The 24837-nt window shown below is 62.4% G+C and carries 18 protein-coding genes; 12 read left to right on the forward strand and 6 right to left on the reverse strand.

Annotation, left to right across the window (positions count from 1 at the left end):
- Window positions 1-169: 169 nt before the first annotated feature.
- A complete protein-coding gene (locus JSS27_08575) occupies window positions 170-2128 on the reverse strand; it encodes a trypsin-like peptidase domain-containing protein (GenBank protein ID MBS0208992.1) in 1959 nt (652 codons plus the stop codon).
- Between the two features lie 388 nt (window positions 2129-2516).
- Here JSS27_08575 and glmS point away from each other — a divergent pair, with 388 nt between their 5' ends.
- The 7 genes from glmS to JSS27_08610 all read left to right on the forward strand — a co-directional run bounded on the left by glmS (window position 2517) and on the right by JSS27_08610 (window position 12861).
- Window positions 2517-4397 carry a glutamine--fructose-6-phosphate transaminase (isomerizing) gene (glmS, locus tag JSS27_08580; GenBank protein ID MBS0208993.1) on the forward strand — a complete coding sequence of 627 codons (1881 nt, stop codon included), beginning with the start codon at window positions 2517-2519 and terminating at the stop codon, window positions 4395-4397.
- A gap of 95 nt (window positions 4398-4492) precedes the next feature.
- Window positions 4493-6580 carry a tetratricopeptide repeat protein gene (locus JSS27_08585; GenBank protein ID MBS0208994.1) on the forward strand — a complete coding sequence of 696 codons (2088 nt, stop codon included), beginning with the start codon at window positions 4493-4495 and terminating at the stop codon, window positions 6578-6580.
- Window positions 6581-6652: 72 nt separating this feature from the next.
- Window positions 6653-7681, forward strand: a complete 1029-nt coding sequence (locus JSS27_08590) for a sugar phosphate isomerase/epimerase (GenBank protein MBS0208995.1) — start codon at window positions 6653-6655, stop codon at window positions 7679-7681.
- Window positions 7678-8079 carry a hypothetical protein gene (locus JSS27_08595; GenBank protein ID MBS0208996.1) on the forward strand — a complete coding sequence of 134 codons (402 nt, stop codon included), beginning with the start codon at window positions 7678-7680 and terminating at the stop codon, window positions 8077-8079. Before JSS27_08590 ends, JSS27_08595 begins: the two co-directional genes overlap by 4 nt.
- Before the next feature lie 358 nt (window positions 8080-8437).
- Window positions 8438-9604 (forward strand): hypothetical protein, encoded by a 1167-nt coding sequence (locus JSS27_08600; GenBank protein MBS0208997.1) that lies wholly within the window; start codon window positions 8438-8440, stop codon window positions 9602-9604.
- Window positions 9605-9740: 136 nt separating this feature from the next.
- On the forward strand, window positions 9741-11315 hold the full coding sequence (locus JSS27_08605) for a DUF1549 domain-containing protein (GenBank protein ID MBS0208998.1): 1575 nt from the start codon (window positions 9741-9743) through the stop codon (window positions 11313-11315).
- Window positions 11316-11379: 64 nt separating this feature from the next.
- Window positions 11380-12861: a DUF1501 domain-containing protein gene (locus tag JSS27_08610; protein ID MBS0208999.1), complete on the forward strand. Its 1482-nt coding sequence runs from the start codon at window positions 11380-11382 to the stop codon at window positions 12859-12861.
- 118 nt (window positions 12862-12979) lie between these two features.
- Here JSS27_08610 and JSS27_08615 read toward each other — a convergent pair whose 3' ends face one another.
- The 4 genes from JSS27_08615 to JSS27_08630 form a co-directional block, all read right to left on the reverse strand.
- On the reverse strand, window positions 12980-13990 hold the full coding sequence (locus JSS27_08615; GenBank protein MBS0209000.1) for a hypothetical protein: 1011 nt from the start codon (window positions 13988-13990) through the stop codon (window positions 12980-12982).
- Between the two features lie 24 nt (window positions 13991-14014).
- A complete protein-coding gene (locus tag JSS27_08620) occupies window positions 14015-14560 on the reverse strand; it encodes a hypothetical protein (GenBank protein MBS0209001.1) in 546 nt (181 codons plus the stop codon).
- A 274-nt stretch (window positions 14561-14834) separates the two neighbouring features.
- Window positions 14835-15737: a hypothetical protein gene (locus JSS27_08625; protein ID MBS0209002.1), complete on the reverse strand. Its 903-nt coding sequence runs from the start codon at window positions 15735-15737 to the stop codon at window positions 14835-14837.
- Between the two features lie 421 nt (window positions 15738-16158).
- Window positions 16159-16533 (reverse strand): hypothetical protein, encoded by a 375-nt coding sequence (locus JSS27_08630; GenBank protein MBS0209003.1) that lies wholly within the window; start codon window positions 16531-16533, stop codon window positions 16159-16161.
- 392 nt (window positions 16534-16925) lie between these two features.
- Here JSS27_08630 and JSS27_08635 point away from each other — a divergent pair, with 392 nt between their 5' ends.
- The 5 genes from JSS27_08635 to JSS27_08655 all read left to right on the forward strand — a co-directional run bounded on the left by JSS27_08635 (window position 16926) and on the right by JSS27_08655 (window position 22699).
- A complete protein-coding gene (locus tag JSS27_08635; protein ID MBS0209004.1) occupies window positions 16926-18311 on the forward strand; it encodes a PQQ-like beta-propeller repeat protein in 1386 nt (461 codons plus the stop codon).
- A 76-nt stretch (window positions 18312-18387) separates the two neighbouring features.
- Window positions 18388-19431, forward strand: coding sequence for an agmatine deiminase family protein (locus tag JSS27_08640; GenBank protein MBS0209005.1), 1044 nt, complete (start codon window positions 18388-18390; stop codon window positions 19429-19431).
- A gap of 19 nt (window positions 19432-19450) precedes the next feature.
- Window positions 19451-20614, forward strand: coding sequence for an aminotransferase class V-fold PLP-dependent enzyme (locus JSS27_08645; protein MBS0209006.1), 1164 nt, complete (start codon window positions 19451-19453; stop codon window positions 20612-20614).
- Between the two features lie 106 nt (window positions 20615-20720).
- Entirely contained in the window at window positions 20721-22205 is a 1485-nt protein-coding gene (locus JSS27_08650) for a sulfatase-like hydrolase/transferase (protein MBS0209007.1), read from the forward strand.
- A gap of 53 nt (window positions 22206-22258) precedes the next feature.
- Window positions 22259-22699 carry a carboxymuconolactone decarboxylase family protein gene (locus JSS27_08655; protein ID MBS0209008.1) on the forward strand — a complete coding sequence of 147 codons (441 nt, stop codon included), beginning with the start codon at window positions 22259-22261 and terminating at the stop codon, window positions 22697-22699.
- Between the two features lie 299 nt (window positions 22700-22998).
- Here JSS27_08655 and JSS27_08660 read toward each other — a convergent pair.
- Window positions 22999-24837 (reverse strand): hypothetical protein (locus tag JSS27_08660; protein ID MBS0209009.1); only part of this gene is annotated, 1839 nt, incomplete at its 5' end.

Consider the following 24837-nt stretch of genomic DNA (forward strand, 5'->3'; position numbering starts at 1 on the left):
GAGAGAAAATCGTCTCGCCTCGATTCCTGCCTGCGCGGGAATGACGGCTTGATTCGGAACGTCACAACGAATTGATAATCGCTTAACGATCTTGCCCAAGCGTGATTCCCCACGCCCTGCGCTACGCTTGGGACGTGCCACCCCTGCGACGAGACCTTTACGATACGCCTTAGCGCCCGATGGTTGAATCGAGCTTGCCGCCGCCGCAGGCACGGCAGGTGACCGCACCGTCGCCGCCGCAATTGTTGCAGGGAACGCGAATGGGCACCGACTCGACCCGGTCGCCCAGGTTGCGCACTTGGATCGATGGCACCGTTCCCTGGCCGCAGTTGTTGACCGGGCATTTGACCTTGCCAAAGCCATTGCAAGTGTTGCACCAGCGGTCTTCGAGGAAGTCTTTGCCGACGCGCTGGGCCAGGCCCAAATTGTAGGTCCGCATGCGGATCAGAATCAGCACGGTCGAGGGGCTGACCTTCTGATCGACCTCGGGCCAGGGCAAGACCGCGGTCCCGGGCGCCTGGGCTTCGAAGTCGGGAATGTTGGCCTTCATAAACGCCATCGCCGTATCGATGGGCAGCCCGGCGGCATAGTTGCTGCTGAACCGCATGCCGGCACAGTGGATGCCGATCACCGCTCCTTGCGCGTTGCAAAGCGGGCCGCCGCTGTTGCCGGGATTGCTGGTGGCATCGTACAGCATCATGCCGTTGATCTTGGGATCCGGCGGCGAAACCAGCGCGCCGCGCGTTGCCTTGAGCGACGAGCCCAGCATGTCCGAGACCGGAAAGCCGAACAACATCACATCGGTGCCGCGACCGGGCAGCTTGGGCTCGATCGACAAAGGCGGCGCTTCGAGCGTGGGGCAATGCAGAATCGCCAGGTCGGCCTCGGTCGAAACGGCCTTGCGCGTGGCGACGTGGAACTTGTTCCGATCGACGGGGTCTTGAATCTGGAAGGCAATCCCCTCGGCCGCCACGTGCCGATTGGTCAGGATGTAGTTCTTGGCCACGACAAAACCGGTGCCGCTGCCGGCGATCACGCCGGGCAGCTTCTGGTCATCCGGCCCCGGCTCGGGCGGGGCGCTGTTGGCCGTCTCTTCTTGAGCTTCGAGTTCTTCCGGCGACTTGATCGGCACCAGCATGTACTGCCAGCCGCGAGCCTTGTCAGCCCCCTTGACTTTGCCCGAGGCCAACAGATCGCTGTACACCGCGGTCAATTCGGCAATCGAAGACTTGGGCACGTTGCGCACCGAACCACGTCCGGCCTGGTCGATCAGCCGGCCGATGTTGTGGACCACCGCCTGATCGGTGGAAATCGACAACGCTTTGCGCCAGTGCATGATCGCGCCGCGCGGCTCGCCGGTGCGAATCTCGGTGAGGGCCAGATTGTTCAGCAGGGCCACGTTACCCGGGTCGCGGCGCAGCGCAATCTCGAAATGCTCGCTCGACTTGCTGTAGTTGCGCAGGGCCAAGGCGTAGACCACGCCGATGATGAAGTCGGCCGAGATTCCGCCCGGGTCGATGGCGCTGGCCTCCTTCAGTTTGGCGTGCGCCATCTGATCCTGATTCAGACGCAGCAACTCGGCGCTTTGTTGGATCAGCTTGGCCGCCTGCTTGCGCAGCTTTTGTGCGTCCTCAAAGGGAACCCACTTGGTGCCGAGCCGCACAAAATTCTTGGCGGCCAGGTCTTCCCAGTACGGTTGCCGCGCCGTGGCCGCAATCCGATCGTCGGACGAAATGCCTGGTTCGGCGAGGAAGATGCGGTAGAGTCCCGCCGCTTCCTTGGCCGTGTCGGTGGTCAGGGCTTCTTTCTCGAGCGCCGCGGCGGCGCCTTTAGTGGGCGCTTTGGCAACGGGGGCCGCATCGGCCACCGACGCGCCGCCCCCCGTCGCAGTGCGAATGAACTGCTGATCGGACGTCGACAAGACGCCGAGCGGGATGTCCTTGAGGAACCCGCCCGCTTTCATCTTGAGCGTGACGGTGTTCGCGTCCTTCAGTCCGACGAACTCTGCCTCGGCCGAAAAGCCGCCGTTGGCTGCTTTCCACAGGCGGTACTCGGCTTGTAACGCTCCCGAGAAAAGACCTACGCACAATAGGGAAAACAGCGCGCGACGAACTCCCTGGATAAGCATTGCCCTTAACCCCGATTGGTAGCAGTGATTGCAGCCATCGCCGTCCCCAAGGCCGCCCCCGGGATGACGATGTGCTTGATCCTACCAATGGCGGGTACCATGTCAATTTCTTTAACTAAGTGGCGAGCAAGCAATGACTTCGGAGTTGGGATGAAACCACTAGTCAAGCCGGGGGATAAGCCTTGTGCCGCACGAACGATGCGGCGGCGTGGCTCCTACAATTCTTACAACCGGAGCTGCCAGGCCGTGCGCCTCGCGGAGACGAGCGATACAGCCCCCCAATTGCCCGCTCTAGGTCGATTTTCAGGTGGCTGCTACACTCCCGCGCCCCCGATCGAGCTAGGTTTGAGTCAAACGCCAGGCGGTCCTCCCTTCAAGGTTCAAAAGTATGTGTGGCATCGTCGGATACGTCGGTCTGAAGTCCTGCCAGGACTTCCTGCTGCAAGGGCTGCGTCGCCTGGAATATCGGGGTTACGACAGTTCGGGCGTTGTGACGGTTCGACATGACGGTTTGTTCGATCTGGCCAAAGCGGCGGGCCGAATCGACCGACTGGCTGCGCGCCTGAATGCGTTGCCGGTGGCGGGGTCGTTGGGCATCGGTCACACCCGCTGGGCCACGCACGGCCCGGCCACCGACGAGAACGCCCATCCGCACGTCGGCGGTAACGACCTGGTGGCCGTCTGCCATAACGGTGTGATCGAGAACTATCGCCCGATCAAGGAATCGCTCGAGGCGGCTGGCTACCAGTTCCGCTCGGCCACCGATACCGAAGTCGTCGCGCACCTGATTGCCCACTGCCTGGAAAAGGAATTGACCGACGTCGAACGTCCGGTCGATCCGCATGCGGACGACACCGCCCCTTACGTGCGCGCCGTGACCGAGGCGCTGACGCGGCTGCACGGCACCTATGGCCTGGCCGTGGTGTTTCGCGATCAGCCCGAGTTGCTGATTGCGGCCCGCTTGGGCAGCCCGCTGGTCGTCGGCGTCGGCGAGCACGAACATTTTATCGCCAGCGACCCGGCCGCGTTGGCCGGCTACACCGATCAGATCGTGTTCTTGGCCGATCACGAACTGGCCGTCATCACCCCGGACAACTTGCAGGTGCTCAATCGCGAGCAGGGGATCGTTAGCCCCGAGGTTCAGACCCTGCAGATGCAAGCCGTCGAGGTCGGACTCGAAGGCTACGACCATTACATGCTCAAGGAGATCTACGAGCAGCCCGAGACGTTGCGGAACGCCATGCGTGGCCGCTTGAACGTGGACGACGCGACGGCCCACTTTGGCGGGCTGAATCTGTCGCCGCAGCAACTGCGCGGCATCAATCGGCTGGTGCTGACCGCCTGTGGCACGAGCTGGCACGCGGCTTTGGTGGGCGAGTACCTGATCGAAGAGCTGGCCCGGATTCCGGTCGAAGTCGAATACGCCAGCGAACTGCGGTATCGCAATCCGCCGCTCGACGACCACACCCTGTTTTTCGCCATCACGCAAAGTGGCGAGACGGCCGACACGCTGGCCGCGCTGCGCGAAATGAAGCGCAAGGGTCACCCCACGCTGGCGATCTCGAATGTGGTGGGCAGCACCATCGCCAAGGAAGCCGACGGAGGCATTTACCTGCACGCCGGTCCCGAGATTGGCGTGGCGTCGACCAAGGCGTTCACGTCGCAGTGCGCGGTGCTGGCGATGTTGGCTCTGTACTTCGGTCGCATGCGCCACCTGAGCCATGCGGCCGGCATGCGCATTATCGAACAACTGCAAGCCTTGCCCGTGCGAGTGGCCGAGGCGCTCGATTGCAACGACCAGGTCCGCCGCATTGCCGAGAAATATTGCGAGTGCCGGAACTTCCTCTACCTGGGACGCCAGTTCCTGTTCCCGACGGCGCTCGAAGGGGCGTTGAAGCTCAAGGAAATCAGCTATCTCCACGCCGAGGGTTACCCGGCGGCCGAGATGAAGCACGGGCCGATCGCATTGGTCGACGAACAGACGCCGAGCGTGTTCCTGACCCCGCACGGGGCGGTATTCGACAAGGTGATGTCGAACATGGAAGAGATCAAAGCCCGCGGCGGCCCAGTGATTGCCGTCACCTGCCAGGCCGGGACGCGGGCTGCCGATCTGGCGGATGACGTGATCGTAGTGCCGACGGTCGAGGATTTCCTGCAGCCGATCATCACGAGCGTGCCGCTGCAGTTGCTCGCCTATCACGTGGCCTTGCTGCGCGGCTGTGACGTTGACAGGCCGCGAAATCTGGCGAAGAGCGTGACCGTCGAGTAACATCGAGGGTCCACATCTTCCGCTGCCATGCCGGCGACTCGGTCGCCGATCGACGGCGGCATAGCCGCCGGCTTGGATCAACGCATCGCTCTAATATGGCAGCCAGGCGAAAACGACCCACGACCGCGCCGATTGATCCACGGCCCAAGCAGGCCACTCCCGCGCCGCCACCGGCCCGGCCTTCGTTCGCGGCCGGTTGGCAAGTATGTTGGCTGGCGATTCCGCTGGCTGCGGTGTTGATTGCCTATGGCGGGAGCTACGAAGCGCCGCTGATCTTCGACGACGAATACACGATCACGTCGAACCAGCAATTGCACCAGTACAGCAACCCAATAGCCGCGGGCTTGGCCGCCTCGGTCGGCTTGCCACATTCGACGCTGACAAATCGACCAATCACGGCGATTACATTTGCATTCAATTGGATGTCGGGCGGCCCGAACATGCACGGCTACCACGTGCTGAACATCATCATCCATCTGCTGGCCGTGGCGGCGCTGTGGGATCTGACGCGGCTGACGCTGTTGGCCATGCGGATGAAAGCGGGTGAAATACCCAGTCCGCGATCGCGCGTATCGGCGGGGCGCTGGGCTACGCTGGTGGCATTGCTGTGGGGTGTTCACCCGCTGTTGACTGAGCCGGTGGTCTATTTGACGCAGCGTACGACGTTGCTGTCGGGCTTGTTCATGCTGTTGACGCTCGATTTGAGCTGCCGAGCCTGGCTGATGCCGCGGCGCAGAACGCTGAACAGCGTGGCGGCATGCGTGACCTGCCTGTGCGGTGTGCTGAGCAAAGAAATCGCGGTTTGCACACCGATCTTGGTGGTGCTTTACGATGCCGCTTTTCTGTCGCCATCGTGGAACGTGGCCTGGCGGCGACGCTGGAGTCTTTACGCGGGGTTGGCCGCTTCGTGGCTGGCGTTGCTGGCTTTCATATTGGCCGCTCCGTCGAACCCGACGGTCGGTTTCGCGGCCGCCGCCCAGAAGGGCTACACCGGCTGGGACTATTTGAAGACGCAGGCCTGGGCCATTGGCACTTACGTCCAGCTTTCGTTTTGGCCGACGCCGTTGCGGCTGGTCTATAGCTTGGAGCCGGTTCGCGAATTGTCGCGAGTGGTAACCCCGGGGCTGCTGATCATTGCAGCGCTGGTGGCGACCGGTATTGGCGTGGCGCTGCGGCGGTGGTGGGGTTGGCTGGGAGCTTGCTTCTTTTTGATCCTCGCGCCGACTTCCAGTTTCATGCCGATCGTTACCGAACTGGTGGCCGAGCGCGTGATGTACCTGCCGCTGGCAGTGATCGTGGTGTTCGTCGTGATGGCGGTGCGAGTTCTCAGTCTCCGTGCGGCCTCGATAACGCCGGCGCTGGCCCAGCCGGCGGGCTTTGTCGTGGCCGGCCTCGGAATCGCGCTGAGCGCGGCTCTGGTGATGGCGACCCAGCGGCGCGTCGAGGATTATCAGACCGAAGTCTCGATCTGGACCGATACCGTGAACAAAGCGCCGGACAATCACACGGCGCACACCAACCTGGGACGCTCGCTATTCAGCATTGGCGACTTGAAAGGGGCCGAGCGCGAGTATTTGTTGGCGGCTCGTGATCGCGAAGCAGTCGACGCGCACGTCAATCTTTCAGCCTTGTACAACGAGCAAGGCAAATTCGACGAAGCCGTTAGTCACGGCAAATATGCCGTCGAACACAATACACGTGACCGGCCCGAGTATCACACGAATCTCTCCTTGCCGCTGGCGGCGCTGGGGAAATTTGACGAGGCCGAGCGAGAATGCAAACACGCCATCCAGACGGCACCCTGGTTCGGCCCCGGCTATAACTGTCTGGGCATCACCTATGCGATGCAGGGCCGATTTAGCGAAGCCGAGCCGCTGTTTCGCAAGGCGATGGAACTGGACCCCACGAGCCCCAAGCCGTATTTCAATCTGGCCACGTCCACCATCAACGCCGGCACCAAGGACGGAAAGGCGTCAACCGAAGCCTTGCAACAGGCCGAAGGGTATTTGCGCAAGTGCCTGCAAATCTTTCCTAAAGAGGCCGAGGCGCACAAGCGGCTGGCTGGCGTGCTATTGCAACAAGGCCGCCAGCAAGAGGCGCTAGCCGAGTATCGGATCGCCGCGCAGTTGAATCCCTATGACGGGACGATTGTCCAGGCGATTCAGGCATTGACCGGCAGTTGAACATTTGCCGCTTGCCAAACGGTCGATTAGGTTGAACGCCGTTGATCGCGTTTTGCCCATCGGAGAATCGACATGTCGCAGCCCAAGCCCGAGAATCCGCCGCTCGATCGTCGCGAGCTGCTGGCCTACGCCGCCTGGTTCGGGCCGGCCTTTCTGGCCGCGCAAGGGATCGCGACCGACGCGCTGGGGGACGAGCCCCCGAAGCCCGCCGCGTCGCCAGCGCCGACCGGCAAAAAGTACCCGATGAAAAAGTCGATCAACCTGTGGGCGTTTCCCTACCCCCAGCACCAGACCTTGCGCCAGGCCATGCAACTGGCCAAGGACGCCGGCTTTGACGCGGTCGAATTGAACTACGCGCTCGATGGCGATCTGTCACCGGATGCTTCGCCCAGCGACATCGCCGCGGTGGGAAAGATGGCCCGGCAGATCGGGCTTGAAATCAGCGGGCTCTGCTCGTTCTTGTACTGGCCGTATTCGCTGACGGCCAATGATTCCGAGCGCCGCGCCCGGGGGCTGGAACTTGCCCAACTGATGATCCAGGCGGCCAATGCGCTCGAAACGCCGAATCTGCTGACGATCGCCGGCTCGGTCTATATACCCTGGCTCCGCGATATCGAACCAGTCCCGAACGATGTCTGCGCTCGGCGCTCGCGCGAGGCGATCAACAAGTTGATCCCGGTGGCCGAGAAGGCCGGCGTTTACTTGAACCTGGAAAACATCTTCTCGAACGGCTTCTTGTTCAGCCCCGGCGAGATGTGCGAGTTCGTCGACAGTTTTCAGTCGGACCGGGTTCGTGTCCACTTTGACACCGGGAACATCATGCTCTACCAGTTCCCGGAGCATTGGATCCAGATTCTCGGCAAACGGATCCAGAACGTACACTTGAAGGAGTACAGCAAGAAGGTCAACGAGTTCAATCTCGACGCCTTCCGCCCCTTGCTCGACGGCACGACCAACTGGCCCGCGGTGCTCGAGGCCTTTGAAGCGGTCGGCTACAACGGCTATCTGACGTTCGAGTACTTCCACCCGTACCAGCACTGGCCCGAAGCGCTGATCTACCAGACGTCCGACACGCTGGACCGAATGCTGGGGCGAAAATGAAAGCGATGAAGTGGAGCTTTGCTCTCGTCCTGTTTCTTTCAGCCGCCGGTTGTGGGGGCTCGACCGCTCGTAATGCGCTCCCGTCGAGCGCTACTGATATCCACGAATACTATTGGGACGATGGATTTCAGGGAGATTTTGTTCGGTGCTTACGTGCGAAGATGACAGAGGCGGATTTTTCGATTTATGTCAATCGATTGGGTTTGAAAGAGAGGTACGAGACCTCTAAACACGAGAATATACCTGTCCACTTTTTCGGTCGTTGCACCGAGCCCTGGTGGGATCCCCCCCTTGATCTCAAGGAAGGCGCGTATTTCAAATACACGCCCAAGGAAGAGTACTTTCAGGCCGTAGGCTATCGAAATGGCTACGCCTACTTCGTGGCGGCCGCTTGGTAGTGATCGGCCGGCAATTGAGCTGCGTATTTCCTCATTGGGCGGCACCTTTCGCGGCAGCCAGCCGAAAGTCGTTTCGAGGTCACCGGGGTCGAGTGTCGCGTAAGCCGGCACAATCATTACGACCGGACTTCGTCCCCATCCGCCGTGCTATAAATGAATGGGCGATAAGAGTTTGCTGCCGTCGTGGTGGCCAGCGGACAATGCTTGGAAAACTTTGACAAGCCTGCCCAGTCGCAACATACTGAGTATATTGCCAGCATGACAGCACGCCCGCTTTGCCCAGTTTTGCATGGGTAAATGTGAGCCGGGGCGGATCATGCCAGGCCCCTCATCCTTTGCAACTTTCGGTGCGGCAACGATGACGCGACTTTCACTGCTCGTGGTCGGCCTGACGCTCGGTTGGCTGGCCAACTCGGCCTCGGCCCAAGCGCCGGCCGCCAATCCGCAAGCCGAGTCCTCGAATCGCTCGGCCAGCGGCACCAATCGCCCGTTCGACGCGGCCACCGACAGCGACGCCGACCCCGACAAGCCCGCGGCCAAGGTCGAACAGCCGGTCGAGCCAGCGCCGGGACAGATTCAGCGTCTGAGCAAGCAAGGGCCGCTCGTCCTTGATCCCGAACTCGAACTGTTGGACCCCCGGGTCTATCGCGTACGCATCGGGCTCAAGATCGAAGCGCCGGATGGCGCGGCCAAGCAGGTCGTAGCCATGTGTCCGGTGCCGATCGATTGGCCCGAGCAGCGCTTGCGATTGTTAAGCGAAAAGATCAGCCCCAGTGTCCGCGCGACCGAAACTCTGATCAAGAACCAGTGCGGCATGGTCAAGCTGCAGGTCGAGGTGATTCCCAAGGGGGGCACCGTCGTCTGGGAACGCTTGTACGAGATCACGCGTTATCGCTTGAACTTCAAGTTGCCGGCCACCGAGTTGAAATACGCCAAGGCTCCGCCCAGCGAGCTGCGCGAGCAGTTGACCAAGCCGGCGCCCGGACTGGAAATGCAGCACACCAAGATCATCGATTTGGCCAAGAAGCTGGGGCACGAAGGGAAAAGCGACGAGCCCTGGGACGAAGTCAAGCACTACTGGCAATGGGTCCGCGACAATGTCAAGTTCCAGAACGGCGACTTCCGCGGCGCGTTGTTCGCCGTCGAACAGAAGTGCGGCGACTGTGAAGAAATGAGCGCACTATTCATCAGCGTCTGCCGGCTGAACGGCGCCGTGGCTCGCACCGTGTGGGTCGAAGGGCACAACTTCCCCGAGTTTTACATGCTCGACGCCAAGGGGACCGGGCACTGGATTCCGGCCCAGGTGGTCGGCCCCGCCTGGTTCGGTGAAATGGTCGAGTACCGCCCGATCTTCCAAAAGGGTGATCGGTTCTTCGATCCGTTCCGCAAAGAATACGTCCGCTACGCGCCGCAGACGGCGCGGGCTGACGGCGGCGGCTCGCCGCCGAAATTGACCGTCATCCACGACATCATCGCCGATTCGGATATCAATGGTCCGACGTACGACAACCCGGCCCCGCGTTAAGCGAACCGGCCTGGCGCTCTGCGGAGCGGCGGCACTCTGGTTCGTCGCTGAGCTGCGCGCCGCCGAGCCGACCGCACAATCGGCATCATCGGGCCAAACGTCAACTGCCTCGGCCGCTGCTACTGCTTCAACGTCAGTGGACAGCGAAGCCGAACTGATCGCCCGGCGTCGCGAGCGAATCAAGTTGCTGCCTCCCCCGCCCGCGTCACCGACGGTGAGCGCGCCGACGAACAACCCGATCGATCAATTCCTCGTTGCCGACTGGGCCAAGTCGCCGGCGCCGAGTGGCGCACCGGAGCCGGCGCTCTGCGACGACGCCACGTTTTGCCGCCGTGTCTACCTGGACCTGATTGGCGTGATTCCATCGCTGGTCGAAGTGAACCGGTTCCTCGCCGATTCGTCGCCGGAAAAGCGTAACAAGCTGATCGACGCGCTCCTCGCCCGGCGCGGCGAGTACGCCGCCCATTGGGCCCCGTTTTGGGAAGACGCGCTGGGGAGCCAAAACGTCGCCTCGCAAGGGGGCATTCTCACGCACGGCGACTACCGCAAGTGGATTCTCGACAGCTTCGAGCAAGGCCGATCGTTCGATGTAATGGTGGCCGAACTGCTCGACCCGACCATGCCGCGCCGCAAGCAGGTCGAGCGCCCCGACGTGTTTGGCGAGCGGTACAACGTCGAATACGTCCGCAACGAAGATCACACCGCCACGCTGCAAACCGCGGCCAATGTCGGCCAGTTGTTCCTCGGCACCAGCATGAAGTGCGCCAGTTGCCACGATCACTTCGACAATGCCGAGTGGACGCAGGAGCGGTTCTTAGGCTTCGCCGGGCTGTTCGCGCCGTACGATCTCGAGAAGATTCGCTGCGACGTCCGCTCGGGTAAGACCGTGCCGGCGCGGTGGCCATTTGAATCGGCCGACGCCGTGGTGAAACTGCCCGTGAATCCCGCCGCGCGGCTTCACCAGACGGCCCAGCAGATCGTCGATCCGCTGAATGCGCGCTTTGCGCGGACAATCGTTAATCGGCTTTGGCGACGGTTCCTGGGGGCCGGTCTGTTCGAACCGGTCGATGATTACCGCGGCGATACCGTGGTCAGCCATCCCGAGTTGCTCGACTGGCTGACCCACGACTTTATCACGCATGACTACCAGATTAACCACACCGTCCGGCTGATCTTGCGGAGTCGGACGTATCAATTGCGGTACGAGCCACAACTGGCCGATACGCTCGACCTGGGCCGGCGTGACGTGGTACGAATGTTCCGCTCGCCAGGGCTGCGGCGTCTGACGGCCGAGCAGTTCATCGACAGTGTCCGCATGGCCACGGCCGAGCAGTTACCTCCGGCCGAACGCAACTTCCAGGATGCCCGCTCGACCGGCTTGCCCCGCGCGCTGGGGAAGCCCGCCTCGCGGAACGAGATCATCACCGCTCGACCGGACGACGTGGCCGTCGTTCAGTTGCTGGAACTGATGAACGGCCCCGAGTTGCAAGCCCTGCTCGACGAAGCGGTCGTCCTGCACCGGGCGGTGCGCAAGGCCGATTTACCCCGGCTGGTCGACAAGATGTATCGCACGGCGCTTTCGCGGCCGCCCAATGCCGACGAACGTCGCGCCGGGCTGACGTTCCTGTCGGCCAATCCGAACTACGCCGAGGGTGTCAAAGACCTGTATTGGGTGTTGTTCTGCTCGCCTGAGTTTCAATACATCAGATGAAGTAGCGATTAGCCATTAGCAACTAGCGATTAGATGAAGACAAGAAGCATTCACGTTACCAATCATGTCACGCTCGTTTACTAGACGCGAGGTTTTGCAGGCCGGGGCCGCGGCTCTGTGCGGCGCGGTCGGCTGGCCGGGCGTGGCACCGGCGGCCGAAGGGCTGCAAGCGCGCCTGCCGTCGTCGGCCGAGAGCGTGATCTTCATCTGGCTCCCCGGGGGCGTGCCGCAGCAAGATTGCTGGGACTGGAAAGCCCACACGCCATTCGAGAAAGGGATGCGCGGCAGCCAGGTGCTCGGCACCTGCCCGTCGATCCCCACCTCGGTCGACGGCTTGCGGTTCGGCGCGGGGCTCGAACAGTTGGCTTCGGTCATGCAGCACGGCACGCTGGTGCGCAGCCTGGCCAGCGATGTGAAGTTCGGCGCGGTCCACCTGAAGGCCCAGTATTACATGCTGACCGGGCACTTGTTCCCGGCCGGCGTCAAGGTGCCCAGCATCGGCGCGGCCGCGGCGCGCATCCTGGGCCCGCGTCACGCGCAGGTGCCGCCGTACATCTACATCGGTCGTGACATCGACACCAGCGACTCGGAAAAACAATTCATCACCGAGGCGATCGGCCCCGGCTTTTACGGCGTGAAGCACGCGCCGTTCATGATTCCCGATCCGACGCAAGGGCTGGCCACGTTGCGGGCCGCATCGGGTGTGACGATGGAACGGCTCGACCGCCGGCTCGAATACTTGAAGGCTCAGTCCCGGATGTCCGGCGACACGCTGCGCGCCGCCCCCAAGGTCGAAGATTACCTGCGAACGATGGAACTGGCCCGGGGCATGATGGACTCGCCGGTCAAGCGGGCGTTCGATTACGCCAAAGAAGAAACGCCCGAAACGATCGCCGCGTACGAGCCGCGCATCGAGCAGAAAGAGTTGCTCGACAAAGCCTACTTTCACGGCCGGCGCTTCGGGCATGGGCTGCTGTTGGCGCGGCGGCTGGTCGAAGCCGGTGCGCGGTTCGTGCAGGTCGAATACCAATACGCGGCATTCCGTGGCTTTGACACGCATGAGAATGGCGCGCGACGGATCGTCGAAATGAAGAAGCAAGTCGACGGCCCGATTGCGCAGTTGATTCGCGATCTGACCGATCGCGGCATGTTGAATCGGACGCTGGTGGTGATTGCCACCGAGTTTGGCCGCACGGTTGCCAATCAGGCCAAGGCCGGCGTCGAGCCGATCGGCTTCGCCGAGCAGCAGTCGGGCGACGATCTGGTGATCGAAGACGAAAAGATGTACGGCCATCACGGCCACTTCAGCAGCGCGAACGCCATGCTCTTATTCGGTGGCGGTTTCCAGCGTGGGCTGGTCCATGGCCGGACGGCCGATCGGCACCCGATGGTGGCAGTCGAGAATCCGGTCGCGCTCACCGACATGCACGCCACCATCTACCGGGCGCTGGGCATTCCGGCCGACACGTACTATCTGACCGAAGGCCGCCCGGTCCACGTCACCAAAGACGGCCGCGGCAAGCCGATCGAGGCTCTGCTCGCTTGAAGACTAGCCACGGAGGCACGGAGACACAGAGGTCTTCACGGAGAAGGAATTCAAGGAAATGCTTTTTTCATCCGCTTTTCCCCTCCGTGCAATCCTCTGTGTCTCAGTGCCTCCGTGGCTAACTTAGTCTCAAAAGGAACGGAATCTCGGCCAAGACGTGGAGCATGGCGACCGTGAAGTACACGTCGCGGGTCAGCGGATAGTTCGCCAGGAAGCACGCCCAGAGCAACAACATCACCAGCGCCCCAGCCGCCACCACGCCGGCGAGCGCACGGCGCCAGGTCATCGACCGGCGAGCCAGCGGCACGTTCTTCAACTGCCATGGCGCGGCGCGAAAACTGACCAACGGGATAGCCACGATCCAGATCGCGTAATGGAGCGATTCCAGGAACGTGTGCGTCGCCACCAGCAAATGACTCGATACGCCGCCGAGTACGTCCGCCCCCGCGTGACTGGTGATGCGCAACGTCAACGCATCGACCCCCGGCAGCGACGGCGCGCTGGCCAATCGCCACCACAAAGCGGCTAAGAACAACGGCAAGCAAGCCAGGCACGCCCGATAAGTCCCTTGCCAGGCCGGGCGCTGGCGTCCCAACTCGCGATCGAGGAACCACAGCGCCACTATTGGGTGCAGGTAAACCAGCAACAGCCCCCATTCCATCGGCCACAGCCACGCGGCCGCGATCATGATCGAGCCGATCGGGATGCTCCAAGTGGCATCGAACGTCGGGTTCTGCCGCGAACGAATCTGTACGAGCGCGACGATCCACACGACGAGCAGGCTGTTCCAAGCGGCCGCCGCCACGCGCCAGCCTTCGTCTCCCCAACTGCCGCGCTCGGCCAGCCAGGGGAGCAAGGCGAAGCCCGCCGTCAGCGCGACGACGCCGGCAATGCCCGTCAGGAAGAATGTCCGCAGCGCGCCCCACCGGCCCGGCATCCGCGACAAGAAGTAGCGAGCTTCGAGCCAATTGTGCGGCCCGGCGAACAAGAACACCGTGACGATCGAGAAGCCGATCGGCAGCCAGCCAGCCAGCAAGCAGGCCGAGCCCATCGTCAACAACACCGCCACGGCCAGCGGCCAATGCCACGGGCGTGCAGTGCGCAGCGAAATGTCGGCTACGGTCGACACAATATCGTCCCCGCCGTTTGGGCGTTATTGCGCGTTCGGCGCTGGGGCCGGCGCGCCAAAGTTACCTGGGGCGTCAAAGTACGACGCCGGGACTTGCAGCCGAATGACGTCGCCGTGGGCCACAAGGCTGACGACCACTTCGGTCGGGACATTGTCAAAGCGCGGGTCGCTGGCCAGTTGCTGGTTGGGACCACGATTGCGACCCGGCAATGGTACATCGGCCCAGGCCGTCGCTCCGGCGAACAGCGCCGCCGCGCAAAGTACCGCCAAGGCCGCTGACTTTGATCGGCGGCGGCCCACGAACAGCGCCGCCGCGATGCCGACCGACAGGGCGACACCGGCTGCCGCGGTGCGGAAACCCGACGAGTCGTCGCCATTCAGACCGACGCGATGCTGGACGAAGCGTTGCGGGATGATGAGCTTGGGCTGCTGGATGTTCTCGTCGACGGTGACGACGAACGGGACGGTCGGCTTGAACCCCTTGGGGGGAACGACGTCGGCCCAGGCGTCACGTGAAGCAGAAAAAAGTACGGCAAGAGCGCAGCAGACAAGAGCGAGGCGATGAGTCATCTCAATATTCCTCCGAGAAAGATGCGACAGAACGCCGCAGGAGCTGCCCAGTAACGCCCGTTAGTGTAACGGCGTATGCGCGGTAGGCAAATTTTCATTTGCCACGGAGGCACGTACGCCACGGAGACACTGTGGCACGGAGGGATGCACGGAGAGGAAAGGCGCAGGGGGGCGGGGGGCAATGGAGAGGAGATTGTGGAAAGTAGACAGTCGATCGCGCAGGCGCGCAGCGGCTTCTACTAGCCCCTAGTCTCTCGTCCCTAGCCCCTTTTTCCTACCGCGTCCGCCATTGACGCATGGCGGTCGATTCGCCTGGCACGGCGTCCATCGGCTGCGACTCGTGTTCCTGATAGATTTTCTCGAACAGCCGGATGTCGTACGGGTCGCGGGCATCGCCACCCCAGCGAGTTGCCATCTCTTGCTGTTGCAGGCCGTGGACCACGTTGTACGGGCGGAAATAGTAGTAGCCGTGGGCATGCGGGAAGTAGGGCATGTGCTGTGGCATGTCGCCGGTGCTGTTCCAGACCCAGTGATAGTGGCTGCCCCAGAGTCGCTTTTCCCAGCACAACGGCCACGAGGTCGAGTTGCCGCCACAGCCGCCAGGGCCACCGCCGGCATACGCACCGTCATCAACCGGGCCACCGTCGGGCGCTACCATCGGTGTACCCACGGGCGCACCCATAGGGCCGGCCATCGCGCCGGCGTCGGCCGGAGTGCCGGGGAGCGTGCCCGACATCGCGCCGCCATTCACCGCCACGCCTGACCAGCCGGGCATCGCGCCGGCGCTCAACGGCGCCATTGATGGGGCGACCGGAGCGGCTGCGGCAGGTGCAGGCACCGGCAACGCCTGTTGATTCCAAGCGACGCGCTGTGGAGCGCGCTGGGCTGCGCCGCGGGCGACCGGTTGCTGGCCGCGTTGCGCGCTGCGTCCGGGCACAAAGTTCGGGTTGGCGGCGGGGCGCTGGGTCGTGGCCACGCGCTGCACGGGCTGTTGCGTCGTGCCGCGAGCGCGAGCCTGGGCGGTGCGAAACGCTTCGGCACGTTGGGCGGCCGTGGGGGCGGTCTGTTGCGGATAGTAGCTGCCCGACATGGCGGCGTATTGGTTCTGGGCCGACGCGGAACCGGCGACGGCGGCCCACAAGCCAACGATCAATCCAATGAACAGAGTGATTTTCATCGCCGGGGGCTCGCAACAGGTTTCGTGGCAGGTTGGAATTGCCCGAGCGCGCGGCCTGATACCGGGCCGGCCGAGGTAGCTGGCAATTCTCCTTTTCCAACCATCGTCTAGCCGGACGCTGGCGGTGCGGCGAAAGCATCCCTTTGAGGGCCGATTTGTCTCCTGATCGTCGATTCAAGTCGCATCGACGACAGGAGGCTCAACCTCGGCAAAGTTTACCGGAACCGTGCGAGCCTATATCCAGCGAACCGATTCAAGTCAGGCTGCGGGTTTGCCGGCAACTGCGCGCAATAAAAAACGACGAGGCTCGCGGGTCCAAGGACCGTTGAGCCTCGCCGTCGCAGGGAGAAGCTTGGTTACAGGGTCAAAACCCTGTCAGTTGATTCAATCGAGAGGACAAGCTGGGCCGTGAACCTTGGGCTTAGTAGCCGTTGTTCCAGCCGCTCATGCCGCTTTCCGAACTAGCCCAGGCGGCGACGTTGACGCACTTGCTGCTCTGGAAATTGTTCGAGTTCATGGTCGAAGTGTCGCAGAAGTCGACCTGGTCCTGGAACTGGCTGCCGGCCGTGTGGCTCGCGTGGCCGCAAACGCCCGAGAACGAAAAGCTTTGGTCGATGTTGGCAAAGCCTTGGGCCACGTCGGCCAATTCGCTGACGACCGAGTCGCGGACGCTCTTCAAGCCGACGATCACGCCGATCACCAGAATGGTGGCGATCAACATCAATTCGGCCGAGACGATGGCGCCCTCTTGCTCGCGGGCCAAACGGGTGGTCGCGTTCTTCAGAAAGTGAATCATCGGTGCCTCGATTGCTGGAGCCGTGCTGTATTGGTTTGGTGACGCCCTGTCGATGCCAAGCTCTTAAAGCAGCCGGCATGCCAAACACGCGGCAAGCATTCGCCGCGATGCTCGCGAGGCCCTCCCAAGTCCAATCACGGAGCGAGGTTGGCGAATTGTGCCGCGGGGCGGTTCAAGAGAATTAGCGACATGCCGCTTAGATGGCGCGTTGCCCGAAAGCCACGCCACGTCATCAAGCATGTTGCCAAGCGGCATCACAACCACCGTGGGCCCGCTACCACGACCGCTTGCCATCAGCCCTTGGGCAGCCACGGGACTTGAGTTCCCGCGCCCAATCGCCCATGCTGGAAGGGCTTGGCGGGCTTAAAGATCGGTGACAGGAGCATGGACCGATGAATCGTCGTGCGGCGCTGGGAACGCTGGTCTGGGTGACGACCTTAACGGTTGTAACGCCGGCGCTGGCCGAAGATTGGCCGGCTTGGCGCGGTCCCCGCGGCGACGGAACCAGCCGCGAGTCGGGCGTGCCGACCACCTGGTCTGGCACCGAGAACGTCATCTGGCGGACTGACGTGCCCGGCATTGGTCATGCCTCGCCGATCGTCGTCGGCGACCGAATCTTCACGGTCAGTTGCCTGGAAACGCCCGGCCCTAGCTCCGGTCAGCCCTCCTCGGAACGTCGCCCTCCTGGCCCCCCCAAGCCCCAGCCGGAAGCCAAAGCAGCCGACCAGGACGCCACGGCCGAAAAACCGCCCCAGACGGCGGTCGATCGGGTGCTGCTCTGTTACGACCGGCGCGATGGAAAGCTAGTCTGGCAGCAGAAGGTCATCTCGACGCCGCTCGAGAAGATGCACCATCTGAACAGTCACGCATCGAGCACTCCGGCCTCGGACGGCAAGTGGGTGTTCGCGGCCTTCCTGGAAAACCTCAGCGACGACCCGCAGGTGAATCGCGGCAACATCACCGTCGCGGCCTATGATCTGGCCGGCAAGCAGCAGTGGATCGCGCGGCCGGGGGTCTTTTCGAGCACGCATGGGTTCTGCAGCAATCCGGTGTTGTTCGAGAACCTGGTCATCATCAACGGCGATCACGACGGCGATTCGTACATCACGGCCCTCGACAAGACGTCGGGCAAGACGGTCTGGAAAGTGATGCGCGAGCACAAGACCCGCAGCTATTGCACACCGCTCGTGCGCACGGTCGACGGACGTCCTCAATTGATTCTCTCGGGTAGCAAATGCGTGGCCAGCTACGATCCACGCAGCGGGGAGCAAATCTGGATGATCGACGGGCCGACGGAACAGTTCGTGGCGTCGATCGTCGACAACGGCAAGCTGCTGTTCATGACGTGCGGCTTTCCCGACAAGCACCTGTTGGCCATTCGCAAGGACGGGACCGGCAACATCACCGACACGCACATTGCTTGGCGCACGAAGGAGAACTGTTCGTATGTCCCCTCGCCGGTCGTCGTCGGGAATTACGTGATGATGATTGCCGACAATGGTATCGCCAGTTGCTTTTTGGCCGAGACGGGCGAGCGGATGTGGAAAGAGCGGATCGGCCGGCGGTTTAGCGCCTCGCTGTTCACGGCCGGCGGGCTGGCGTATTTCACCTCGGACGATGGCGAGACGACGGTGGTGCGACCGGGGGCCGAGTTTGAAGTCGTCGCCAAGAATGAACTCGGCGAAGCGTGCTATGCCTCGGCGGCGATTGCCGACGGACAGCTTTTCCTGCGCGGCGAGAAGCACTTGTTCTGCATTGGCAAGCCGGCGGGCAAGTAACCTTTTGAACCTCTCGTGACTTGAGCGGTGGCCGGCGGGTCACTGACGCGAACCGATCGCAAACGGTGACCGAATCATGGCGGCTGACGGACTTCGACCGGCACAACAGAGATATCGGATGCCGGCCGAGTGGGAGCCGCACGCCGCGACGTGGCTATCGTGGCCGCGGCGCAAGAAGACCTGGCCCGATCGCTTCGAGCCCATCCCGGCGGTGTGGGCCCATTTGGCCCGGACGCTTGCCCAGTTCGAGCCGGTGCAGATTTGCGCCGGCGGCGAAGGGGTGATGGCCGAGGCGCGAGCGCTCGTTGGCGACACGCCGAACGTGACGCTGCACACCATCGAAACGAACGACGCCTGGATGCGCGATCACGGGCCGATGTTCCTCGTCGGTCCCGCGAAAAGCCGGCCGCTGCTGGTCGATTGGGGCTTCAACGCCTGGGGGGGGAAGTACGAGGCCTGGGACAAGGACGACCGCGTCCCAGGTGAGATCGCCAGGTTGCTGGGCTACGACACGGTGCGGCCGGGGATCGTGCTGGAAGGGGGCGCTGTCGACGTCAACGGGATCGGCACGCTGCTGACGACGGAAGAATGTCTGTTGAATCCGAATCGGAATCCGCAACTGACGCGCGGCGACCTGGAAAAGTATCTGGTCGATTACTGCAGCGTGCGGCAGATCATCTGGCTGGGGCGAGGGATCGTCGGCGACGACACCGACGGCCACATCGACGAGTTGGCCCGGTTTGTGGGCTCGCGAACCGTCGTGGCCGCTTACGAAGACGACCCGAGCGATGTGAACTATGCGCCGTTGCAAGACAATTGGCAGCGTTTGCAGCGAGCCGTCGATCAAGACGGGCGGGCGCTCGATGTCTTGCCGCTGGCCATGCCTGGGCCGGTGGTCGTCAACGGCAAGCGTCTGCCGGCCAGCTATTGCAACTTCTATCTCTGCAACGGGGCGGTCCTGGTGCCGCAGTTCGACGACCCGGCCGATGCGGCGGCGCTTGAAACTTTGGCGCGATTGTTCCCCGATCGCCGTGCTGTGCCGATGCCGGCGCGGGACTTGGTCTATGGGCTAGGGGCGTATCATTGCATCACGCAACAGCAGCCGCGGCTGCCGGGCTGAGAACCAGGGCGGGGTGCCAATGCGCGACATCACGGATTTGGCCCAGCAGTGGTCGCTCGCCCCGGGCGTGACGTATCTGAATCACGGCTCGTTCGGGCCGGCGCCGCGACCGGTGATCGAAGCGCGGCAGAACTGGTTCCGGGAGCTTGAGCGGAACCCGGTCGATTTCTATGTCCGCCGGCTAGCTGGCTTGTTAGCCGACGTGCGCGAACGCTTGGGGCGGTTCGTCGGCTGCTCGGGCAACGATCTGATTCTGGTTGACAACGCGACCTGGGGGATGAACCTTGTCGCGGCCAGCGTGCCGCTCGCGGCGGGCGACGAAGTGTTGTTGACTAACCATGAATATGGCGCGGTCGAGCGGATTTGGGAGCGACGCTGTCGTGAGGTAGGAGTCACGCTCGTCATCCAGCCGCTGCCGAATCCTTTGGGCGATGTCGATCGGCTTGTCTCACAGTTGTTCGCGGCTGCGAGCCCCCGGACTCGATTGCTGGTGGTCAGTCACATCACGAGTCCGACGGCGGTGATCCTGCCGATCGAGGCGATCTGCCGCGAGGCGCGGCGGCGGGGAATTGCGGTCTGTGTCGATGGTCCGCACGCCCTGCTGCAAGCGCCGGTCAACATCGCGGCGCTCGATTGCGACTATTATCTGGCCAGTTGCCACAAATGGCTCTGTGCCCCGCTAGGCACCGGGATGATGTACGTCCATCCGCGGGTTCACGCGCAGATACGGCCGGTGATTCTGAGCTGGGGACGCCAGTTCCCGGGGAACGCCGAGCCGGGGTTGAACGACGAGTTCACCTGGCTCGGTACACGCGATCCGTCGGGCTTTTTGACGATTCCGGCGGCGATCGAGTTCATGGAAGCGGCCGGCGTCGAGCGGTTCCGCGAACATTCGCACGCGCTCGCGCAGCAGGCCCGGCGGTTGTTGCGCCCCGTGACCGGCATCGAGCCGCTCGTGCCGGATGACTCGGCGTGGTATGGCAGTATGGTGGCGATGCCGCTGCCCGACGGTGACGGCCGGCGGTTGCAACGGGCGCTGTGGGAACGCTATCAGATCGAAGTGCCGATCACACGCTGGCGTGGGGGGCGGCTGATTCGACCTTCGTGCCACTTCTATACCAAGGGTGAGCAGTTGGAGTTGCTGGCTTCGAGCTTGGCTGTGTTGCTGGCCGAAGGGCTTTGAAGATTTGCCACGGAGGCACGGTGGCACGGAGGTTTGCTCGGAGGGGGAAGAGGTGGAGGGGAGCGAGGGAGACGGAGAAGAGAAGAGGATGTGGCGGAGAGAAATGATGAAATGCGGTCGTTGCTGTTTGTTGGTTGCGGTTGTGTTGGGTTTGCTGAATGCGGCGGCCCTGGCGGCGGAGCGGCCGAATGTGGTCATTATTGTCACTGACGATCAGGGGTATAGCGACTTGGGCTGTTATGGCGCGCGGGATCTCAAGACGCCGCGGATCGATCGGATGGCCAGCGAAGGAACGCGGTTTACCAGCTTCTATGTAGCCCAGCCGGTGTGTACTGCGTCGCGAACCGCGCTGTTGACCGGGTGCTATCCGAATCGGGTCAGCATGGCCGGTGCTTTGAATCACAAGAGCACCGTCGGCGTCGCCCGCGACGAAGTGCTGCTCAGCGAGCTGTTCAAGCGGCAGGGGTACGCGACCGCGATCTATGGCAAATGGCACCTGGGGCATCTGCCGCCGTTCTTGCCCACGCGACGCGGCTTTGATGAGTTCGCCGGCATTCCGTACTCGAACGACAACGGGCCGCTGCATCCGGTAGTGCGCGACGTGCCCGCGTTGCCCTGGTACGAGAATGATAAGGTCACCGAATTGGACGCTGACCAGAATCAATTCACGCGGCGGTTGACCGCGCGGGCGGTCGATTTCATCGGCCGGAGCAAGGACCAGCCGTTCTTTCTCTATCTGCCACACATCATGCCGCACGTGCCAGTTCACGCCTCGGCCGGGTTTCAGGGCCGGAGCGGTCGCGGGCTGTACGGCGACGCGATCGAGGAGCTCGATTGGTCGGTCGGCCAGGTGCTCGACGCGCTGAAGGCCAACGGGATCGACGACCGGACGCTGGTGATTTACTTCTCGGACAACGGGCCGTTCCTCAGTTATGGCAATCACGCGGGCTCGGCGGGAGTGCTGCGGGAAGGGAAACTGACGACGTTCGAGGGGGGCGTGCGCGTGCCGTGCATCGCCCGCTGGCCCGGGCACGTACCGGCTAGTCGTGTGTGTGACGAGCTGGTTTGCTCGATGGACTTGTTTGCTTCGTTGTCGCGGATGATTGATGCGCCGTTGCCTGAGCGCAAGACTGACGGGCAAGATATGCGTCCGTTGTTATTTGGCGCGCCTGGCGCCCGGGAACGCGAGGAGTTCTGGTATTACTCGGGGGACGAGTTGCACGCGGTTCGAGTTGGCCAGTGGAAGCTGCACGTGCCGCACGAGTATCTGACGGTGGCGGCTGAGCCAGGGCGCGACGGCAAGCCGTCGAACTTCGCCAACATGAAGCCGCTGGGGATCGAGCAGTCGGGCATCCGCGGCATCGCCAGCCGGCATGGCTACCGCGTCGAGCCAATCGAGCTGTCGTTGTACGACCTGGCTACCGATCCTGGCGAGACACGGAACGTGGCTTCGCAGCACACGGAAGTCGTTGCTCGGCTAATGCAGGCGGTCGATCGCGCCCGGGCCGACTTGGGGGATTCGCTGATGGGTAAGAAGGGGCCGGGCATGAGGCCGTGCGGGAAAGAAGAGGGGCTAGGGGCGAGGGATTAGGGGCTAGGGAAATGCGGAGGGGCTTTCACCACTGACAACGGACGAAGAAAACCATGACTACCCGCGCCAGGTATTTTCAATTGAACCAGCCGGCCGTCGATGCTTTGGCCGCGGTGAATCCGCACTTGGGGAGCATCGACCCGAAGCTGCGGGCGTTGGTCGAGCTGCGGGTGTCGCAAATCAACGGTTGCGTCTATTGCGTCGATCTGCACTCGAATCAATTGCGCTCTCACGGCGAGACGCAGCAGCGAATTGATTGCCTGGCGGTCTGGCACGAGAGTAAGTTTTACACTGATGCCGAACGGACGGCGCTCGACTGGGCTGAGTCGTTGACCCATGTGTCGCACACGCGGGCGCCGGACGCGACGTACGAGGCGCTCATGCCGTACTATTCCGAGCAGCAGATCGTCGATCTGACGCTGATCATTTCGCTGATGAACGCCTGGAATCGCATTGCCGTCGGCCACCGACAGTTGCCAGGGAAGCGAGGGTAAATCACCATGACCATTCGAGTATCAAGCGTCATTCCCGCGCAGGCGGGAATCTAGAGGGTAACCGCCACCACTAGATTCCCGCCTGCGCGGGAATGACGGAATCCACTGAGGTGCCTTCAACAACTGACCACGGACCACTGACAAAGAATTGCGATCGGGCAACCACTCGTACCAACATCGCCGTCTGCCGCGCGCAACAAAAAACGGCGGGCCAGTTCTTGCGAACTGGCCCGCCGTCGCTTATCAACCAGACCCCTCTCGCAACCAGTCGAGAAGGCTCCTCTCAACCTAACTAACGCTTACTCGCCGCAGCCGCAAGCCGGCACCGGGCAGCAAACCTGCACCGGAACTTGCTTGCAGACGACCTTCGGCACGCAGCGGGTCACCGTGTACGGAACCTGCTTCGGCACGCACCGCTTGACCATCACGGTCTTGGTGGAGTGCACCGGCTTGGTCACGCAGTAGGCTACCTGCTTGGTCCGCTTCTCGGCCACCATGTGGCAGACCGTGTAGCAGACCTGCTTCGAGCGGCATTCCGGCACCATGTGGCAGACCTGATAGGTGCAGGTCTTGGTCCGCTGCTCGGGCACCATGTGGCAGACCGTATAGCAGACCGTCTTGGTCCGCTGCTCGGGCACCATGTGGCAGACCTGATAGGTGCAGGTCTTGGTCCGCTGTTCCGGCACCATGTGGCAGACCGTGTAGGTGCAGGTCTTCACGCGTTGTTCCGGCACCATGCGGCAGACCTGGTAAGTGCAGGTCTTGCTGCGCTGTTCCGGAACCATCTTGCAAACCTGGTAGGTGCAAGTCTTGACACGCTTCTCGGGCACCATGTGGCAGACCTGATAGGTGCAGGTCTTGGTCCGCTGTTCCGGCACCATGTGACAGACCTGGTACGTGCAGGTCTTGACCCGCTTCTCAGGCACCATGTGGCAGACCTGATAAGTGCAGGTCTTGACGCGCTTCTCGGGGACCATGTGGCAGACCTGGTACGTGCAGGTCTTCACACGCTTCTCGGGGACCATGTGGCAGACCTGATAGGTGCAGGTCTTGACCCGCTTCTCGGGGACCATGTGGCAGACAGTGTAGCTGCAAGTCTTGACGCGTTGTTCCGGCACCATCTTGCAGACCTGGTACGTGCAAGTCTTGACGCACTTCTCGGGGACCATATGGCAGACCTGATAAGTGCAGGTCTTGACCCGCTTCTCGGGGACCATGTGGCAGACCTGATAGGTGCAAGTCTTGACGCGTTGTTCCGGCACCATTTTGCAAACCTGATAGGTGCAGGTCTTGACGCAGTTTTCCTTGACGTACTTCACGCAGTCGATCGTCTTCTGCTTGGTCTCGGCAACCCAGACCTTCTTGCACACCTTGACCGGCGGGCATTGGATCTGGCATTGCTTGACCGCGCCGCACTTGTACACGCAACGGCAGCAGCAAGGATCCCAAACCCAGCAGCCGGGTTCTTGGACGCACTTGGTGATGACCTTGCCTGGGCATTCGGTCACTTGGGTTTCCCAGTGGCCGCAGCAGACGTCGATCGTCTTGGTATAGTGAACCGGCTTGCAAACCGTGTAGCAAATCTCACGAGTCTTCGTTTCCATCACCGGTTTGCAGACGGTGTAGCAGATTTCCTTGGTCTTGGTCTCCATGACCGGCTTGCAGACCGTGTAGCAGATTTCCTTGGTCTTGGTCTCGTAGACCGGCTTGCAGACCGTGTAGCAGATCTCCTTCGTGCGGGTCTCCATGACCGGCTTGCAAACGGTGTAGCAGATCTCCTTGGTCTTGGTCTCGTAGACCGGCTTGCAGACCGTGTAGCAAATCTCCTTGGTCTTGGTCTCCATCACCGGCTTGCAGACCGTGTAGCAAATTTCCTTGGTCTTGGTCTCGTACACGGGCTTGCAGACGGTGTAACAGATTTCCTTGGTGCGCGTCTCGTAGACCGGCTTGCAGACGGTATAGCAAATCTCGCGGGTCTTGGTCTCGTAGACCGGCTTGCAGACCGTGTAGCAAATTTCCTTGGTCTTGGTCTCGTACACGGGCTTGCAGACGGTGTAGCAGATTTCCTTGGTGCGCGTCTCGTAAACCGGCTTGCAAACCGTGTAGCAAATCTCGCGGGTCTTGGTTTCGTAGACCGG

This window comes from Planctomycetota bacterium, from assembly GCA_018242585.1.
Classification (GTDB): Bacteria; Planctomycetota; Planctomycetia; order Pirellulales; family PNKZ01; genus JAFEBQ01.

Coding starts and splice junctions, on each gene's coding strand:
- glmS (MBS0208993.1), top strand. CDS start 2,517: ATGTGTGGCATCGTCGGATACGTCGGTCTGAAGTCCTGCCAGGACTTC.
- JSS27_08590 (MBS0208995.1), top strand. CDS start 6,653: ATGTCGCAGCCCAAGCCCGAGAATCCGCCGCTCGATCGTCGCGAGCTG.
- JSS27_08645 (MBS0209006.1), top strand. CDS start 19,451: ATGCGCGACATCACGGATTTGGCCCAGCAGTGGTCGCTCGCCCCGGGC.
- JSS27_08620 (MBS0209001.1), bottom strand. CDS start 14,560: ATGACTCATCGCCTCGCTCTTGTCTGCTGCGCTCTTGCCGTACTTTTT.
- JSS27_08600 (MBS0208997.1), top strand. CDS start 8,438: ATGACGCGACTTTCACTGCTCGTGGTCGGCCTGACGCTCGGTTGGCTG.
- JSS27_08640 (MBS0209005.1), top strand. CDS start 18,388: ATGGCGGCTGACGGACTTCGACCGGCACAACAGAGATATCGGATGCCG.
- JSS27_08610 (MBS0208999.1), top strand. CDS start 11,380: ATGTCACGCTCGTTTACTAGACGCGAGGTTTTGCAGGCCGGGGCCGCG.
- JSS27_08635 (MBS0209004.1), top strand. CDS start 16,926: ATGAATCGTCGTGCGGCGCTGGGAACGCTGGTCTGGGTGACGACCTTA.
- JSS27_08625 (MBS0209002.1), bottom strand. CDS start 15,737: ATGAAAATCACTCTGTTCATTGGATTGATCGTTGGCTTGTGGGCCGCC.
- JSS27_08595 (MBS0208996.1), top strand. CDS start 7,678: ATGAAAGCGATGAAGTGGAGCTTTGCTCTCGTCCTGTTTCTTTCAGCC.
- JSS27_08585 (MBS0208994.1), top strand. CDS start 4,493: ATGGCAGCCAGGCGAAAACGACCCACGACCGCGCCGATTGATCCACGG.
- JSS27_08655 (MBS0209008.1), top strand. CDS start 22,259: ATGACTACCCGCGCCAGGTATTTTCAATTGAACCAGCCGGCCGTCGAT.
- JSS27_08630 (MBS0209003.1), bottom strand. CDS start 16,533: ATGATTCACTTTCTGAAGAACGCGACCACCCGTTTGGCCCGCGAGCAA.
- JSS27_08650 (MBS0209007.1), top strand. CDS start 20,721: ATGAAATGCGGTCGTTGCTGTTTGTTGGTTGCGGTTGTGTTGGGTTTG.
- JSS27_08575 (MBS0208992.1), bottom strand. CDS start 2,128: ATGCTTATCCAGGGAGTTCGTCGCGCGCTGTTTTCCCTATTGTGCGTA.